Origin of the sequence: Photorhabdus bodei (assembly GCF_003287735.1) — a bacterium.
Taxonomy (GTDB): Bacteria; Pseudomonadota; Gammaproteobacteria; order Enterobacterales; family Enterobacteriaceae; genus Photorhabdus; species Photorhabdus kayaii.
Genome location: NZ_NSCM01000004.1, coordinates 76117 through 95792, shown reverse-complemented (window position 1 = coordinate 95792; position 19676 = coordinate 76117). Strand labels below are relative to the sequence as shown.

Genomic DNA, 19676 nt, shown 5'->3' with positions numbered 1-19676 from the left:
ATCACCACTCGGTTACCTCATATTCTTCCACTACAGCCCCAATTGACTTGTTACGTTGAATAACCATTTCTTTTTCAAGCCAATCACATAACTGTTCTAATCTTGATCTCTCAAACACGATCGCAATCGGTACGCCAACGGAAAATGCCTGTTCAATTCGAGAAATTAGCTTCATAGCTAATAAGGAATGACCACCTAAATCAAAAAAGCTGTCGGCCATGCTTACCCTGTCTTGCTGCAACAACCCCTGCCAAATTTTCGCAACGCTTTGTTCCAGTTCAGTCACTGGCGCGATGTATCTGGCTTTTACAAAGTTTTCCGCTCCAGGTTGTGGAAGACGGCTGCGATCCACTTTGCCATTGGTATTCAGCGGAAAAGCCGCCATCCGCACATACGCAGATGGCAACATGTAATCAGGTAAGCTAGCCGATAAATAGGTTTTAATTTCGGATAAATCCAATGGGTTAGCCGCGATAAAATAAGCGATAAGCTGCTTATCACCGGCTTCTGTATCAATAGCAATGACTACGGTTCCGGTTATTCCATCGAACTTACTCAATTGGGCTTCGATATCACCGAGTTCAATTCTGAACCCACGGATTTTGACCAGATGGTCGTTGCGGCCAAAGTAGTTGATTTCACCGTTTTGATGAAAGCTGGCTAAGTCCCCGGTTCGATACACTCGTTTCCCAAGAACCCAATCGCAATCAAGATAACGCTCTGCGGTAAGCTGGGGCTGCTGATAATAGCCTCTTGATAAGCAGTCCCCAGCCAAATACAGTTCGCCGATGGCACCCATCGGGACAGGCTGCAAATACTCATCCAAAATATAACCGGCCACGTTAGGCAATGATCGGCCAATCGTCGGCAAATCAGGCCATGAAGCAGGTTCTCCCTGTAATGTCTTAGACGTTACGACATGAGTCTCTGCCGGGCCATAGTGGTTCACTAACGTACAGTGACGATGTGTCGTGAAAAATTGTCTGATGGCCGCCGTGATTTTGAGCCTTTCAGCGCTCGAAACAATCACCCTTAATTCGGGGAACTGTAGCCCATTGACACCGCTATATTCAGCCAAATTCTGCAATACCACATAAGGTAAGTTCAGAACTTGAAGTTGCGCCTGCTGGATTTGCTTCGCGAGCAGCCTAATATCCAACTGAGTCGATTTATCAATAAGCTGTACTGAACCCCCGGACAACAGCGGCATGAATATGTCTTCAAAACTGAGATCAAAACCGATTGATGAGAATTGTAACCAACGGTTCGGCCCCGCAAGCGCGGGTTCAAGCTGGCTAATACCTTGTAATAAATTGCTCAGCGCCCGCTGTGGCATTTCAATCGCCTTAGGCTTACCCGTTGAACCTGAGGTATAGAGCACGTAACCGAGGTCATCCAGAGAGGATTCGATAGCCAAATTACTGATTGACTGTTTGTCCAGTATCTCTGCTGTGCAAGGGTCATCCAATAACACCATTTTCTGGTGTTTTACCGCAATCCTATTATTCAAGGCGCACGTCGTTACTAAGATCTCATCAGACAGATCACTAAGAATGATGTTTAAGCGTTCTGTCGGTAATGAGGTATCCAGTGGCACATAACCGGCACCAGTTTTTAAGATGGCGATAACAGTGATGACCATCTCGAAGGAGCGTTCAATGAACATCACGACGGGAGTATTCACTTTCGCCCCACGGTTCAGGAGAGACTGCGCGAGTTGATTGGTTCGCTGATTTAACTCACGGTACGTCATCGTCTCGCCATTAAAATTCAACGCAATCTCATCGGGAGTCGCCTCAACTTGGGCTTCGAATCTATCAATCAGAGTTTGTGAGTTGTCATACGGTAATACCGTTTGATTTAACGAATGCAGCAGGAACGCTCGTTCCTCAGCATCAAGGATGTCGAGTGACAGTGCGGCAACCTGTTCCTGACTTTGTAAAGCAGCAACAAGTTGCCTGCTAGCATTGATGAGATACGCCACCAAGCGTTCAGCATCAAATCGACTGTCAATTTGGGCTGCAACAGAAAAATCATCACCAAAATCGTCAATGGATAGGGTAATCGGGTAATTGGTACGTTCTTTTACATTAACTAACTCAATGCCGGTTTTTTGCCAAAGCTGGTTAAGCTCACTTGTCTCGCCACTCACTTCGGAGTGACGGTAATTCAAGATACTGTCGAATAAACGGCTAGAACCGGCCAATTTGCTACACTGTTCAGCAATCGCAGTCGGTACTTGCTCGAATTGTAGCAAGCTAACCAGTTTCTGTTGCATTTCCTGCATTAACTGATCAACGCTCAACTGACTCAAATCAACACGCAGTGGCAAGGTATTGACGAATAAACCAACGACTCGCTCAACATGATCAACCCCCTGCAAGCGACCAGATAATACAGTACCAAATATGACATCTTTAGTGCCGCTGGTTTTTGCCAGAACCAACGCCCATGCCATGTGAAAAATAAGCGCAGGGCTTATCCGCCATGCAGAAGAAGACCGACGAATCTGTGCGGATAAATCCGCGGGCAAGCCAACTTGGATTTCAGTGAATAAGTTATTGTCAACCATTCCACTTGTGATCCCAAAGGGTGCCGTGATTTCATCAACCCCAGCCAACTGCTCGGTAAAAAACCGCCGCGCCGCTTTCGTGTCGGTTTGGCTGATAGCGTTTAGGACAAACTCCCGATAACTCAACGCTGCCGGCAGTGATTTTTCATCACCTGCCAAGATAGCCAGCAACTCTTCTTGAATAATCTCCAATGACACATGATCACTTATCAGGTGATGCTCCTGCACCATAACATAGCGCTGCTTTTGCTGGCGGTCGATAAACCGGGTTACTCTGACCAACGGTGCCTGGGTAACATCCATCCATTGTTGTGATGGTTCCATAAACTGCGCTAACTGCTGCTGGATATCAACATCATCCCCCAAATCGATGTCAACCACCGGCAATGGTGCCTCTTTGTAGATAACCTGCACCGGTTCATCAATGCCTTTCCAAAAAATTCCGGTTCGCAGCGCATCATGCCGCTGTATTATTTTATCCAATGCGCCAATAAAGCTTTCCATCGCGGTGTTTGACGGAAATGAATACAGCATCGGCGTCACATAAAGGTCAGATTGCTCACACATCATGTGATGGAACAAGATCCCTTCCTGTAATGGTGCCAAAGGATAAATGCCAACAATATTTTGCTCACCTCCCGGCGACTGAGATACGATCAAGGCCCGCTCAGTTTCCGACAGGGAAACTCTACTTTCCAGTGCTTCATGGGCTGTCAACAGCGGTGATTCCTGCTCAATTGCCTGTAGTTGTTTCGCCATATCCCGCAATTTCGGGTATTCAAATAAGGCTCGAATATCCAATCGATAACCCTGCTTTTTAAGATGGGATAGCATCTTCATGCTCAACAACGAGTGTCCACCCAACTCAAAGAAGTTGGCAACAGCACTGACTTGCACCAATCCAAACAGTGTTCGCCAAATTTCAGCTAGCAGTGTCTCCTGTTCAGTGGCCGGCGCGATATATTCAATTTCCCCCTGAGCAACAAAATCTGGTTTAGGGAGCGCTTTACGATCCACTTTACGGTTGGCGGTAAGCGGTATCTCCTCTAGCACCACAAAAGCGGCGGGGACCATATAGCTCGGTAATTGCTGACTTAATAGGTGTCGGATCTCAGCAATTTTCTGCTGACCATCAAGGGTGATATAGGCCGCCAGATACTTGTGAGCCGGCTCATCCTCCTGAGCAATGACAACCGCATCGCGAATCGTAGGCAGGCTGCGCAACCTTGTTTCTATTTCCCCTAGCTCAATACGGAATCCACGGATCTTAACCTGATGGTCATCACGCCCGTAATATTGGATATCCCCTGCCAGAGAGTAACGCCCCAAATCGCCGGTTCGATAGAGCTTTGGATAACGGCTTGTAAAAGGATTATCAATAAATCGTTCACGGGTTAATTGCTCTTTGTTGATATAGCCCCGCGCAACGCCGTCACCCGCGACACAAATTTCCCCAACAGCGCCAAAAGGCACAAGCTGTTGGTTTTTGTCCAACAAGAAGATGGCCGTATTTTGAATTGGCCGCCCGATACTGAGGGCGTCTCCCTGAAAATCGTAGGCAATGCAAGTATTGACCGTGTATTCCGTTGGCCCATAGGCATTGACTAAACGGGGTAAATGCCCCGGTCGCCGGTACCATGCAACCACTTTATCCGGCTTAATCTGCTCGCCTCCGACACTGATTTGGCGAATATGCTCAGGGACCAATACCGTCTCTTCACTGACTACTTCGTGCCAGAACGTGGTTGGCAAATTCACCGCGCTGATCTGGTATTCCCGGCATCTTTGCCAGAAAGTGGCGACATCCATCAACCAATCTTCGCCACGTAAGACTAAAGTACTGCCATTACCAAGGGCGCCAAATATCTCTTCGATAGACATATCAAAACTGAGGGCGGCAAATTGCAGTACCCGATCCTGCTTTGAATAAAGATAGGCATCCGCAAGCCCCACCACTAGATTCACCAATGCCTGATGTTCAATCATCACACCTTTCGGCATGCCCGTAGAACCTGAGGTATAGAGAACATAGGCCAAGTGGGTAGAACACAAACTTAATTCAGCGGCGGGAATATTATCGGTTGAGAGCCCGGCAAACGAGGTTGTCGTCACATCAATGCTAAATGGACTATTTTCAGGCAATAATTTCTTGTTATGGCTGTTGGTTATCACCATCAAAGGCTGTGCATCATCAATAATATAAGCAAGCCTTTCTTGCGGATAGGCAGGATCGAGCGGTAAATAAGCACTACCCGATTTCAAAATGGCAAGTACCGACACAATCATCTCAATACTTCGTTCAATACATATCGCAATCATTGAATCCGGTTTGGCACCCTGAACAACCAAATAATGTGCCAACTGATTGGCTCTGGCATTAAGTTGTGCATAAGTCAACTGTTGTTCACCAAAGACCAACGCAATGGCATCCGGCGTTTGTTCAGCAAACGCTTCTATCCGCTCATGGATACATTGGCTACGGTCATACTCCACTGCTGTCTGGTTCAAACGATGCAGCAGGTAATCCTGCTCTTCCGGTGGCAACAGATCCAAATTGCCAAGCTTTTCGGATGGTGAAGCCACTATGCTCATCAACAAGGTCGTAAAACGTACCACCAGCCGCTTTATTGTCTCTTCTGCAAACAAATCCGTGTTGTACTCGAAATTAAAAGTCAGACCTTCCTCTGTTTGGCTAGCATCCAGTGTCAATTCATACATTGCATTGCGGGTCTGCTCCGGCCTCGGACACAAACTGACCTCTTCCAATTGCAGCGCCACACTGTCATTCGTATTCATAGAAAACATGATTTGGAACAACGGTGAATAACGGGTGCTACGTTCCGGCTGCAACCGCTCCACTAATAACTCAAACGGGACATTTTGATGCCGCTGGGCAGACAGGTTTACCTCCCGGACCGATCTCAGGTAATCGATAAACGATCGCTCCAGCTCACACTCGCTGCGCAATACCAGCGTATTGATAAAGCAGCCTATCAACGGCGTTAATGATGTCTGCAAACGGTTAGCTATCGGGGTTCCCACCACAATATCTCGTTGCCCGCCGTGACGACCGAGCAGTACCGTAAACGCCGCATGCAACACCATAAAAAGAGTGCACCCTTGTGTCAGCGCCAGTTGCTGCAACCCTTTGCTAACCTCATTGTCCAGACTAAATTCATAACTGCGGCCATGACTGGTTTGGTTGGCTGGTCGCGCGTAATCCAGAGGCACTCCGTGTACCGGGGGTAAATCCGATAACTGTTGCTGCCAATATTCTAACCCTGCCGCTAATTGAGATTCTCCTTCCGCACTGTGTTGCCAGACCGCATAATCGGCATACTGAATCTCCAGCGCCGGTAACGGGTTAGTTCGGCCTTGACGATAAGCCAGGTACAAACTCGTAAATTCCTTAACCAATACCCCCATTGACCAGCCATCAGAAGCGATATGATGCATGTTAAATAACAGCACACCTTGCTCCATCGAGGTGCTGATGTAGTGACAACGCACCATCACATCCTGTGCCAAATCAAATCGGTAGGTCATTTCATGCTGAATGGCCTGTTCAATCCGCGCTTCTTGCCCGGCTTTGCCTATATCACTGATATCCGATTGAGCTATCCCAAACGACCACTCCGGCTTGATAATCTGCCAGGTTCCATTTTCATCGCTGTGGTAAACAGTACGCAGCACTTCGTGCCGATCTATGATGGTTTGCAGAGCCCGATTCGCGGCCGCCAGTTCAAATTGACCGCTTACCGTATAGGTTGACACCATGTTGTAGGCGGTGCTATCACCGCCAAACTGCTCAATAAACCAGATCCGTTGTTGAGCATAAGATTGCGGTAATAAATTTGTCTTGCGTTCAATAATAGGAATCGTCTGATAACGCTTATCCGACGCTGCATAAGGCACTCTTTCTGCAAGTAAAGCCACTGTTGCAGCTTCAAAGATATCTCTTACCTGTAAATGGCATTGACACTGCTCATTAATCTTTGTGATCACCTTAGTCGCAATTAATGAGTGGCCTCCAGCCATAAAAAAGTTGTCATCCCGGCCTATTTGCTCAATACCGAGCATTTCGCACCAAATAGCCGCCAGTGCTTCTTCTGTTTCGCCGATAGGTGGCGTACTGGCTTTAATAGCGATATCACTGTCTTGCGGTGCCGGAAGCGCTTTGCGATCAATCTTGTTATTTAACGTCAGTGGCAATGTTTCGAGCTGAATAATTGCCCTAGGCAACATGTAGGCCGGCAATTTCTGTTCAAGATGTTGACGTAGCGCATCAATATCAATTTGTTGCTCGGCGACCACATAACCCGCGAGATACTGTTGTGTTTGCTGATCGTTTAGCGCAACCACAACAGAACGGGTTATTTGTGGAAACAGGTTAATAACCTGTTCAATTTCGCCAAGTTCAATTCGGTGACCCCGTAATTTCACTTGGTAATCATTTCTGCCCAGATAGACAAGTGAACCCTCGGTAGTGTAACGGGCAAGATCACCCGTTTTATAAACCTTAGCGATTAAACCGTCAGAGAATGTCAGGTTAATGAATCGCTCAGCAGTCAGATCTACTCGTTTAAAATAGCCTTCAGCAAGCCCATCACCGCCGATGTATAACTCTCCCTCCGCCCCAAAAGGCACCGGCTTTAATTGTTCATCAAGTAAATAAATCGTGGTGTTGTTTAACGGTAACCCGATAGTAACAAGTTGCTGCTCAAGCCGTTGGGCGTCCAGTTTCGCAATGGTTGACCAAACCGTGGTTTCCGTCGGTCCGTACATATTCCAGAGCGCGTTGCCTTTGCTCAATAATGCCGTTGCTGTCGCTAATGGCAAGGCCTCGCCACCACTGATCATTTTTAACGACGAGCGCCCCTGCCAGCCTGATTCAAGCAACATATTCCAAGTCGTTGGCGTGGCTTGTAACAGTGAAATGTTATGTTGTTCGAGTAGCGCAATCAGCCTGGCGGGATCAGTCACATCCTGCTGCGCCGCCACTACACAAGCGGCACCAGACAGCCAAGGCAGATAGAGCTCTAACACTGCAATATCAAAGGAAATCGTCGTGATGGCTAAAATATTGTCCTGTGCCACACACTGCAAGTTATCTTGCATTGAGATCAAGAAGTTATTAACCGCAGAGTGGCTGACCATAACACCTTTGGGCTTGCCCGTAGAACCCGAGGTATAAATCACGTAGGCCAGAGCAGATGCTGCTAAACCAATCGACTGTTTAGGAATATTTGTGGTGGGTGATTGGCTAAGATCAAGGTGATCCAGTAAGCAGGTGAGTTCCGCAAAACCGACTAATCGTGATGCACATTCGCGGTTGCTTATAATACATTGTGGCTCCGCATCCCTCAGCATATACCGCACTCTGTCGGCAGGAAAGCTGGGATCAACCGGAACATACGCAGCTCCTGCTTTCATCACTGCCAATAGTGCGGTAACCATGTCGATGCCTCTGTGCAACAACACAGCAACTCGTCCACCCGTTGAAACGCCCTGAGCTCTTAATTGATGCGCTAACTGATTAGCGCGGGCATTGAGTTGAGCATAAGTCAACCGTTGGCCGCCAAAGATCAGCGCAATGGCATCCGGCGTTCGTTCAGCAAATGCTTCTATCCGCTCATGAATGCATTGGCTACGGTCATACTCTACTGCGGTCTGGTTCAAATTGTGCAGCAGATAATCCTGCTCTTCCGGCGGCAACAGCGCCAAATCGCCAAGCTTTTCGGTCGGAGAGACCACTATGCCCATCAGCAAAGTCGTAAAACGCGCCGCCAGCCGCTTTATTGTCTCTTCTGCAAACAAATCCGTGTTGTACTCGAAACTAAAAGTCAGACCTTCCTCTGTTTGCTGGGCCTCTAACGTCAATTCATACATCGCATTGCGGGTCTGTTCTGGCCGCGGCTGCAAACTTACCCCTTCCAGTTGCAATGCCACACGGTCATTCGTATTCATAGAAAACATGATTTGGAATAACGGTGAATAACTGGTGCTGCGTTCCGGCTGCAATCGCTCCACTAATAACTCAAATGGGACATTTTGATGCCGCTGGGCAGTCAGGTTTATCTCCCGGACCGAGCCTAGGTAATCGATGAATGATTGTTCGAGATCACACTCGCTGCGCAACACCAGCGTATTCATAAAGCAGCCTATCAACGGCGTTAATGATATCTGCAAACGGTTAGCTACCGGGGTTCCCACCACAATATCCCGTTGCCCGCCGTGACGACCAAGCAGTACCGTAAACGCCGCATGCAATACCATAAAAAGCGTGCAACCCTGCGCCTGCGCCAGTTGCTGCAACCCTCTGCTAACCGCGTTGTTCAGGCTAAATTCATAACTGCCGCCATGACTGGTTTGATGGGTTGGTCGCGCGTAATCCAGAGGCATCCCGTGTACTGGGGGTAAATCCGACAACTGTTGCTGCCAATATGCTAACCCTGCCGCTAACTGAGCTTCTCTCTCCGGGCTGCGCTGCCAGACCGCATAATCGGCATACTGAATCTCCAGCGTCGGTAACGGGTTAGCCCGACCTTGGCGATAAGCCTGATACAAGCTCACAAACTCTTTAACCAATATCCCCATCGACCAACCATCAGAAGCAATATGATGCATGTTGAATAACAGCACGCCCTGCTTCATCGAAGTGCTGATATAGCGACAACGCACCATCACATCCTGAGCCAAATCAAATCGGTAGGTCATTTCATCCTGAATGGCCTGCTCAACCCACGCCTCTTGCCCGGCTTCGCCTATATCATGGATATCTGATTGGACTATCTCGAATGACCGCTCCGGCTTGATAACCTGCCAAGTTCCATTTTCATCGCTGTGGTAAACAGTACGCAGCACTTCGTGTCGATCTATGATGGTTTGCAAGGCCAGATTCGCCGCCGCCAATTCAAATTCACCGCTTACCGTATAGGCTGACACCATGTTGTAGGCGGTACTCCCACCGCCAAACTGCTCGATAAACCAGATCCGTTGCTGTGAAGAACTTAGAGGCAACTCTTGGGTTCGAAGAGCCGGTTCAATCACCATTTCATTGCCAGGGATATCCACTCTGCCTTTATCGAGAAAATCAATCAGCTCAGCTTTGTGTGCTTTAATCCTGGCTTTTAGTTCATCGGGGAAATCAGCTCCCTTTAGCTTAAACCCTAACTTACCCTCTTTACTGAATAGCAATACACCCTGCTCATAAGCGTCTTTAACTAATTTAAACATGTCCATCATAACCACCCCTCTTCACCTGCCGTTTCAAGTTCACTTTGGATTTGTCCTTGTAATTGCTGGTTGCAGATTAATTCTGCAAGCTCATGCAAGAGAGGTGTCTGGAAAACCTGCATAGCACCAAGCTCAATGACAAATGCAGCATTGATTTCCGTGACTAATTTGATTGCCAATAATGAGTGACCGCCTAGTTCAAAAAAGTTATCGTTACGCGATATTTGTTTGACATTCAGTACCCTTTGCCAAATTGCCGCCAAAGAGATTTCCGTTTCACCAACCGGTTCAATAAAATTATCGCTTTTATCATGTTCTGTATTGGGTTCAGGCAGCCTCTTACGGTCAACCTTGCCATTAGGCGTCAACGGCCATTCTTCAACCACCACCATGACTGACGGTATCATGTAGTCTGGCAAGGATTTGGCTAATGCGGATTTGATACCCTGAATAAACTGAGTTTGAGCCTGCTGCCATTCTTCTGCACGCGCTCTCTCATTCGTCAGCTTATCCGATACCTGTTTGATATAGGCAACCAGTTGTTTGTCGCCTGTCAAAGTTGTCTTGACCAGCACCAGAGACGAGTTCACTCCGGCCTGCTGATTGAGTTGATACTCAATCTCACCCAACTCTATTCTGAAACCACGGATTTTCACCTGATCATCAATACGACCAACGAACTCCAAATTACCGTCTGACAGGTAACGCACCAAATCGCCGGTTCTATACAAACGCTCACTACTATTGATATTGGTCAGATCATGCAATGGGTTGGCAACGAAGCGTTCCTTCGTGAGTTCAGGACGATTGAGATAACCACGGGCTAAGCCCGCGCCGCCGATATAAAGCTCCCCCGTAGAGCCGTAAGGCACAAGTTGCTGCTCTTTATCCAAAATATAAGCCTGACTATTGCTAATAATCCTGCCAATAGCCGGTGTGGTGTGCACGGGAGAATCCAATTTCGCCCAAGTAGAATATGTCGTATCCTCTGACGGCCCATATAAGTTATAAACTGTTACACCTTGATTTTTCTTATATATTGCATCGACCAAATTTGCAGATAACGCCTCGCCGGCCAAATTAATAACCCGAGTCCCCCTCGGTATCGCATTTTGTTCAACCAGAGAGTTCATTGCCGAAGGTACTGTATTTATCAGAGTCACCTTGCGGTCAATGCCTTGATGTAGAACCAGAATATCCTCAACAATACACGCCCGTGTACCCGAGACTAAAGGTAAAAATAGTTCAAATATTGATAAATCAAAGTTCAGAGACGTTGACATAAGAACACAAGCAATGTCCTCCTTGGTATATTGCGAACGAGCCCAACTGAGCATGGCAATTGTATTACTATGCTCAATCATCACCCCTTTAGGTTTACCCGTTGATCCCGAGGTGTAAATTACATAAGCCAGATGACCGGCAGTCAACGCCAATGAATGCTTATCCAGATTAGTGATAGGGTAGTGGCGGTATGCCGTGCTGATTTGACCACTCACACAGCCAAGGTTATCTAATATCACCCGATGACCATTGAAGCCTGATAGTACCTGCTCCAGATGTGATTGGATCAGCACCACCTCAAGCTGAGCATCTTCCAACATGTAACCCAAACGTTCCTGAGGATATCTTGGATCCAGCGGCACATAAGCTCCCCCCGCCTTGAGGATCGCCAAAATGCCAATTACCATCTCCAGTGAACGCGCCACGCATAAACCTACTAGCGTATCCGGTTCAATAGCGTGGCGTTCCAACAGATAGTGCGCCAACTGGTTGGATTTTTCATTGAGCTGCCTGTAAGTCAATTGGCGATCACCGCACTCCAGCGCAATGTTATCGGGGTTTTCTTCGGCCTGTTGTTCAAACAGCTCATGGATACATTGGTTCTTTGGATATTCTACATAAGTATCATTGAGAGTATGCCGCAGGTACTCGATCTCCACATTTGACAGCATCGGCAAACTGGCAAGCGAAACCCGTGTATCGTCATCGGCCTTCGTCGCTTCGGCCAGCCCTACCAGTAAACGTGACAGGTGATCATTGAGCTGCTCAATATGTTCATGACTGAACAAGCTAGTGTCATAGACCCAGTACAAATGCAATCTATGCTCACTAATACTCAAGTCAATATTGAGATCAAACTTGGTTTGGATATGGTTCGGAGCTATTGAATTCAGCTTCATTCCCGGCAGGCTGAAGGTAACCTCGCCAACGTCACTAGTCAGTCCATAATCTGTATCGGTCGTCAACATGATTTGGAACAATGGCGTATATGCTGTACTCCTTGTTACTTGTAACTGTTCAACCAGTTGTTCAAACGGCACGTCTTGATTGGCCTGAGCATCCAAATGCACCTGTTTGACATGAGAAAGGTAATCACTGAGCATCGCGTGCCTAGTATCCACTCGTAATATCAAGGTGTTGACAAAGAAGCCAATAAGCGTTTCCAGCTCTGCCTGCAAACGGTTCGCCACCGGCGTACCTATCACAATGTCATGGCTGTTGCTGTGACGAGATAGTAATAATGCCAATGCAGCATGGAACAGCATGAACGGAGTCAGTTGATGTTGTTTGGCCAAACTGACAAGTGCTTGCGTCGTCTCCTCCGGCAATGAGCCTGTCACCACGGCACCTTGATGTTGTCTTACCTTCGGCCTCGGTCTATCCAGCGGTAAACCGTGTACTGGTGGTATCTCATCCAACTGCCGCTTCCAATAGCTGATCTGCGACGCTAAATACTCACTTTGCAACCTGTCACGTTGCCAAACTGCAAAATCAGCATATTGAATATCAAGTTCCTTTATTTCGACATTATTCCCATTGCGTAAAGCATCATAATAAGCAATAAACTCATGGGTAAGAATATCTTCAGACCAGCCGTCAGACGCAATATGATGAGCATTAAATAGCAATACGCCATTATTGACTTGACGTTGAATAAAAGTGGCCCGAATCATTAAATCGCGGCTTAGATCAAAAATTTGTCTAGCGTCTTTTTCCATTAATTCAGCTACATGCTGACTTTGTTGCTCCTTAGGCATACAGGTCAAATCAATATAATTAAGCGTCAGGTTTCTCCCAGATAAAATTTTCTGGAACGGTTTGCCGTCTTTCTTAATGTAGACCGTACGTAATATTTCATGACGCTCGATGATTTGATTAAGTGCGAGTTCAGCTACGCCAACATCAAATTCGCCCTCAACAGCAAATGCAATCGGCATATTGTATTCCGCGCTACTTTGATCAATTTGGCTAAGAATCCACAAGCGCTCCTGCGCGAATGACAGAGGCAGTAACTCACCGGTTCGTGGCTGTTTGGGAATCGAATCCACTGTCGTCACCGCCCGCTGTTCAAGCATAACCGCAAGCTCGGCAAGCGTTGGATGATCAAAAATAGCTTTAACGGCAATTTCCCGTCCAAGTTCTGCACGTATTTTTGAAATGACCCGAATGACCAATAAAGAGTGGCCGCCGAGGTAGAAAAAGTTGTCGTTTCGACTGACCCGGTTAACATTGAGTACTGATTGCCAAATACCGGCTAATGCTCGCTCGATCTTGTTGGCAGGTTCAACCCACTCAACGTGATGATTCACTAAACAAGGCTTCGGCAATGCATGGCGATTAATTTTATCCGCCGCATTCAATGGCATCTTATCCAGAATCTCATAGTAGCCGGGGATCATATAATCCGGTAAGTGATGGCTTAATCCCTGCTTAATGTTATTAATAATCTGCTCAACCTGAGCAACATTTGCAGTTAATACGAGATAAGCGACCAAGCAATTTTCACCCGTTCTGTCTTTATGAACGAGTACCGCGGCTTCCGCCACTTGGGGTAACTTCACCAAAGCCGACTCAACTTCCCCCAGTTCAACACGAAAACCACGAACTTTTACCTGATTATCAATACGCCCGATGAGTTCGAGATTGCCATTGGCGTTCCAATAACCTAAATCGCCGGTGCGATAAAGCCGGGCCCCATGCCCGTTCATGGTGTGGAAGGGATTATCTTTAAAACTTTCTGCCGTTTTTTCAGGTTTATTCCAATAACCTTTACCCACACCAACACCGGACACACATAATTCGCCAATAACATTAGTCGGCAGAATTTGCATATGTTGATCCAGAACATACATGGTCAGGTTTGGCAACGGCTTGCCTATAGGAATATTTTTAACCCGCTCTTCTAGCGGTTTGTCAATAATAAAATAGGTAATATCGTCCGATGCTTCGCTAGGCCCGTAACCATTCATCACCGGAATCTCAGGGTAATATTGCAACCAGCGATTAACCAAAGGCACAGGACAAGGTTCAGCAATAATCATTAACCATTTCAGATCTGGCAATGGCGTTGCTGCCTCACCCTGACTAAGCAAGTGTTCTAACAATATTTTCAACACGGACGGAGCGGTTTGAATCAGATGAATATGTTCGTCTTGCAACACACGAACATATTCAGGCAAATCCATCGCATCAGGCAGAATGACTGTTTTGCCCCCACTTAACAAAGGTGCCAGAAATTGCCACACGGATACATCGGAAGAAGCCGCCGCACTTTGTAGAAAGTTACGTGATAACAGTTGGTTATCACTCCCCATAAAACCGAGAACATCAAATTCGGCATCAATATGATTCAAAGCCCCGGCATGGTGCACCAACGCACCTTTAGGTTTGCCAGTAGAACCGGAAGTATAAATCATATAAGCCAGATCATCAGGATAACACTCAACCTCCGGGTGAGTATTTGGGTAATGATCCAATGAGGGCCAGTCCACATCCAACCGAAAACGTTTCTGACCATTGAAGGTTAACCCATTCAGATGGCTTTGCGTTAAAACCACATTAACCCCAGAGTCAGCCAACATATACGACAAACGCTCAGGAGGATTAGTGGGGTCCAAAGGAACGTAAGCAGCGCCGGCTTTCATAATGCCAAGCATGGCAATGACAAACTCAATGGAACGTTCGGCATAGATAGCAACAATATGATTGCGTACCACGCCTTGTGCTATCAAGTAGTGAGCTAGCTGATTAGCGCGCCGATTAAGTTCAGCATAAGTGATGCGATTTGTATTACATACTGCAGCAATGGCCGCCGGTGTTTTTACTACCTGATGTTCAAAGCGTTGATGAATCGCCACTGTTTTATCATAAGCAACGACAGGACTATTAAATTCATTAATAATCCGCTGCTGTTCGCGAATAGGCGTTATGGATAATGTCAACAATGGTGTTTGCGGAGCTTGACCAAGTGCATGAATAATCGCTTCCAATGCTGTTCTTATATACATCAGAACATTATTCGCCCCGACTTGTGACTCAACATGAACTTGGATTATGAAATCATCATCGAGTTGCTCAACGCCCATTTCTAATGGATAGTTGGTGTACTCTTTAGTGTCTATCATTTCAAAATGATGACTTTGGTTGGCAACAGCTAATTCGCTTTTATGACTGAAATTCAACAAACTGGTAAACAAGGGCGTGCCACCGGGCAAAGCGCTGTAACGCAACGCCTCGGAAAGCGGAAAATGCTCATAGTCAGCTAATTCAATGAGCTCATCATGAATCTGCTTTAATGCTTCGCTTACCGACAAATCCGCCAAATTGATGCGTATAGGCAACAAATTGATCAACATGCCCAGAATACGATCACTACCACGAATAGCTTGTTGTCGTCCTGACATCATGGAACCAAAAACAACATCGGATTTACCGCTGCATTTGGCAACCACCAACGCCCAAGACAAATAAAAAATATTCGCAGCGCTGATGCAGTGTTGAATAGACAGGCCAATAATCTGTTGCGCTAAACGCGGACCGACCAATTCTCTGACAGTCTCTATTTTCAATCCGTCGTTATAAACATCTAATAACCCGAAAGGCGCGGTGGTTTCAGCAACATCAGACAGTTTAGCTTTAAAGTAATCAACACCGCTATTGGATTGATTAGCGCTTAACGAATAAGCAACAAACTCACGATATTGAACCGGGGTAGGCAATAATACATTTGGATCTTCAAGCAAAGCGTGCATTTCTGCAATTTGCAATAAGACAGAAATATGATCACTTAATAAATGATGTTGCTTTAATAGTAGAAAACACGCGTCGGTCTTCGTATCTTTGGCCGCAATCGCTTGCATCATAGGCGCACGATCCAGCTTCATATGGTGGTGTTCAATAGCAGATAATTCCGCCAACGTTCCCAATGCCGAGAAACCTGGAGCAACAGCTTGCCATTGTAAAGGAACAGCAGCGGTTCGATGAACAACCTGAACTGGCGTGGTTAAATCATGCCAATGAATAGAGGTGCGGAAAATATCATGACGCGCCACTATCTTATCAAGCGTATGTAGAAATGCTGTCAGCTTTTGCTCATTAGTAAACTTTATCAGAATGGGAATGATATAAGTATCATGCTGTTCATTCATTCGATGGTGAAAGAAAATGCCTTCCTGCAACGGTGATAATGGGTAAATATCTTGTATGTTACTGGCACCGCCCTCAACTTGTTGGCAAATAACCGCGATCTCTTTTTCATTCAAAATCACCATATCCAACATATCAGGCGTGATATGTTCAACATGCTCCGCAAGCTTGTTAACCGCCACCTCTTGGTGGGTTAACGTTTCCTCATCCTTACGGACACAAGATAAATGTAATGCCAGTTCTGCCAGCGTATTAGTTCGGTAAATCGCGCGCATAGGCAGTTCATAACCACGTTGAGCCAACTCTGCTCGCATTGACATAATTAATAAAGAGTGACCACCCAGGGCAAAAAAGTTGTCATGGCGACTGACTTTATTTAAAGCTAATAGCGACTGCCACAGTTGTGCTAATACCCGCTCAGCTTCGCCTTCAGGGGCAACAAATCCCTGCTGACTATAATCTTGTTTTTGTGGTAGTGGTAATTGCTTAAAGTCTAATTTGCCGTTTTGTGTCAGGGGTAATTTTTCTAACTGCACAACGGCAACAGGCAACATGTAATCAGCCAGTTTGTTCTTCATCGCCAGACGAATGGCATTAATATTGATGGTTCCTTCAGCAACAACGTAAGCAATTAATTGCAGTCGATCATCAGAGCCAAGCTGTCGAGGATAGACAACCGCTTCATGAATGCCGGGATAATCCATTAATTGATTGCTGATTTCTTCCGGCTCAATACGAAAACCGTTTATTTTTACTTGGTTATCATTGCGCCCAATAAACTCTAAATTACCGTCGGGTAACTGACGTACGATATCTCCTGTACGGTAAAGTCGCCCCGAACCAAAAGGATTAGCCACAAAGTACTTCTCGCTATCTTGTTCACGATTAAGATAGCCACGTGTTACACCTGTTCCACCAATATATAATTCCCCCTGAAACCCTGAGGGGACACTTTTTAAATTCGTATCTAATATATAAAGCTGGGTGCCATAATTAGCTTTACCAATGGGAATCATCGCCGTGACATCAGCCAAGGATGTCATGCAGTAAGCAGACGCGGTTACGGTTGTTTCGGTCGGGCCGTATGTGTTGATAAGTTCGATAGCAGGACCACGCTCGAACCATTCGCGAGCACTAACGGATTTAACCATTTCGCCGCCTAAGATCACTAAACGTAGTGAAGAATCAATAGGTTGACGACTGTAATTCACCAGTTGATGCCAAAAAGCGGTAGGTAAACTGGTCACCGAAATTTCATGGTGTCGGCAAAATGCCCAAAATGCATCAAAATCGTAATGAATATCATCGGCTCGTAACACCAGAGTGCCGCCGTTGCATAAGGAGCCGAAACATTCTTCCACGGAAATATCGAAGCTAACCGAAGAAAACTGCAAAAACTTATCATGTTCAGTCAGTCTATAAAACTCTGTAATGTGTGCAACAAAATGATTCAACTGTTTATGTTCAACCATCACCCCTTTGGGCTGCCCCGTTGTGCCGGAGGTATAAATCACATAAGCCAGATGTTCCAACTGTAAGCCAATATTGCTTGCGGATATGTTTGCCACAGAACGCAAAGCCAAATGTTCATTAAGCTGAGCATCATCCAGCAATAGTGTTGTGATCTCGCATGCTGCGAATCGATACGCAATGGAAGACACGGTTATGCAAACAACAGGTTCAGCATCGGTCAGCATAAACTGCAAACGACCATCGGGATAATCAGGGTCCATAGGTACATAAGCAGCTCCGGCTTTCAGCGTCGCCAACATCGCCACGACCATCTCGCTCGAACGCGGCAAGCAAATAGCAACACGGCTATCAGGCCGAACCCCCTGCTCAATTAAATAGTTAGCTAACTGATTGGCTTTACTGTTCAATGCGGCGTAAGACATTTGTCGTTCGCCATCCACGATAGCAATGGCATCAGGATGCCGTTTTGCATATTGCTCAATTTGCTCATGCACTAATGTGATGGTCGGACAGACAGGTTTTTCTCCTGGCACAGCCGATTGACTAAGATGCCATAACGCCTGTTCAACGCCTTTACTCACCAGATCAAGTGAAGTTAATAACGCTTCAGGCTGTGCAACCATTTGTTCAACCAAAGTCATAATGCTTTGCAATAAATGTTCAGCCTGATGTGACGAGAAATAATCATGACGATAATCTAGTTGAAGCTGAGTGCTTTGCTTGTCACCGTAATCACATAATATAACGGTGAGAGGAATATCTTCACGTCCATGGCTAAGGTAATGAGTCTCCGTATCCAAGCCACTAGCACTGAAATCAAAATCAATCTGTTGATAGTTAAAAACAATATCAAAAAGACGTTCACGACCTTGAGCACGTAAAGACAAATCCTTATATAAGGCACTCGAAGGATAAGAGCGATAACGATAGCCACTTTTTATAGTACGTGCTGTCATTGCCACTGATTCAGCCACCGATATCTGCTCATTTTGCACGCACATCACCGGTAGCATCGATATAAACGAACCAACCATATTGCGTTGAGCTGATGTAGTACGATTATGTAAAGGCGTCCCGATAAGGACCCCATCACTTTGGTTGATACGGTTTACTAGAGAAGCAATAGCTGTAATAAAAAGTGGCGATATGGGTAAATTGCACTGACTCGCCTTGGTTAAAAATGACTGATATCTATCAGGTTTGATAAAGTGTACAAGCCTGCTATTTTTTCTTGAATCAGCAGTTCCAAAGCCTTCTTTCCTACATTGGAAAGGCACATCCGGCAAGTGGTGGAGTAACTCTTTCCAGTATTTAGCTGCTTTGGCGAGTTGCTGATTATAATTCTCCGGTAACGGTTGTGCAGCAAGATCGAGAAACCGTACTCCCGTGTTTTCTTTAGGCGTATTTCCCAGTTCCAATTGCTGGTAGGCGTCGAAAATACTTCGAAACCAGTTAGCATAACCGACACCATCAATGATGATGTGGTGAGAAATAAAGTATAGCCAGAAACGATTTGCAGCCAACTGAATTAAGCCGACTCGATAAAGCACATCCTGTGCTAATCTAAATGGCTCAGAGAATATCCGTTCAACAATAGCCAAAGCTTTAGATTCCGCCTCTTCTTCACCCGAAAGATCTAAATGAGACAGTTCAAAGTGATGGTCTTGAACAATATGAGCAAACTCAACTGTACCTTTTAGCGCATCCGAATCAACATGATGCGGCATTGAGTACTTATCAACTATTGAGCATCGAAGTACAGCGTGTTCTTGGATAGTGTATTTTATGGCGCATTCGAGATTCTTTATATTAATAGATTGTTTAATCTCAACATAACCACCTATATTGAACGCTGCGGTATCCTCTCTATTTATATGATCAAGATAAATTTCCTTTTGCTGTTGATTTAGTGGAATAACAAGCTGTTCAACTTTATCTAGAAACATACTATAATCCCTTTGAAAGA

General features: G+C 46.0%; 2 protein-coding genes. Both read right to left on the bottom strand.

Annotated elements, in window-relative coordinates; translation table 11 throughout:
• Position 1: 1 nt before the first annotated feature.
• Positions 2–9817 (bottom strand): non-ribosomal peptide synthetase, encoded by a 9816-nt coding sequence (locus tag CKY02_RS04825; protein WP_240001994.1) that lies wholly within the window; start codon positions 9815–9817, stop codon positions 2–4.
• Positions 9814–19656: a non-ribosomal peptide synthetase gene (locus CKY02_RS04820; RefSeq protein WP_112894425.1), complete on the bottom strand. Its 9843-nt coding sequence runs from the start codon at positions 19654–19656 to the stop codon at positions 9814–9816. Before CKY02_RS04820 ends, CKY02_RS04825 begins: the two co-directional genes overlap by 4 nt.
• Between the last annotated feature and the right edge of the window lie 20 nt (positions 19657–19676).

What these genes read in the sequence shown, in the direction of transcription:
- CKY02_RS04825 (WP_240001994.1), bottom strand. Translation starts at nt 9,817, where the DNA reads ATGATGGACATGTTTAAATTAGTTAAAGACGCTTATGAGCAGGGTGTA.
- CKY02_RS04820 (WP_112894425.1), bottom strand. Translation starts at nt 19,656, where the DNA reads ATGTTTCTAGATAAAGTTGAACAGCTTGTTATTCCACTAAATCAACAG.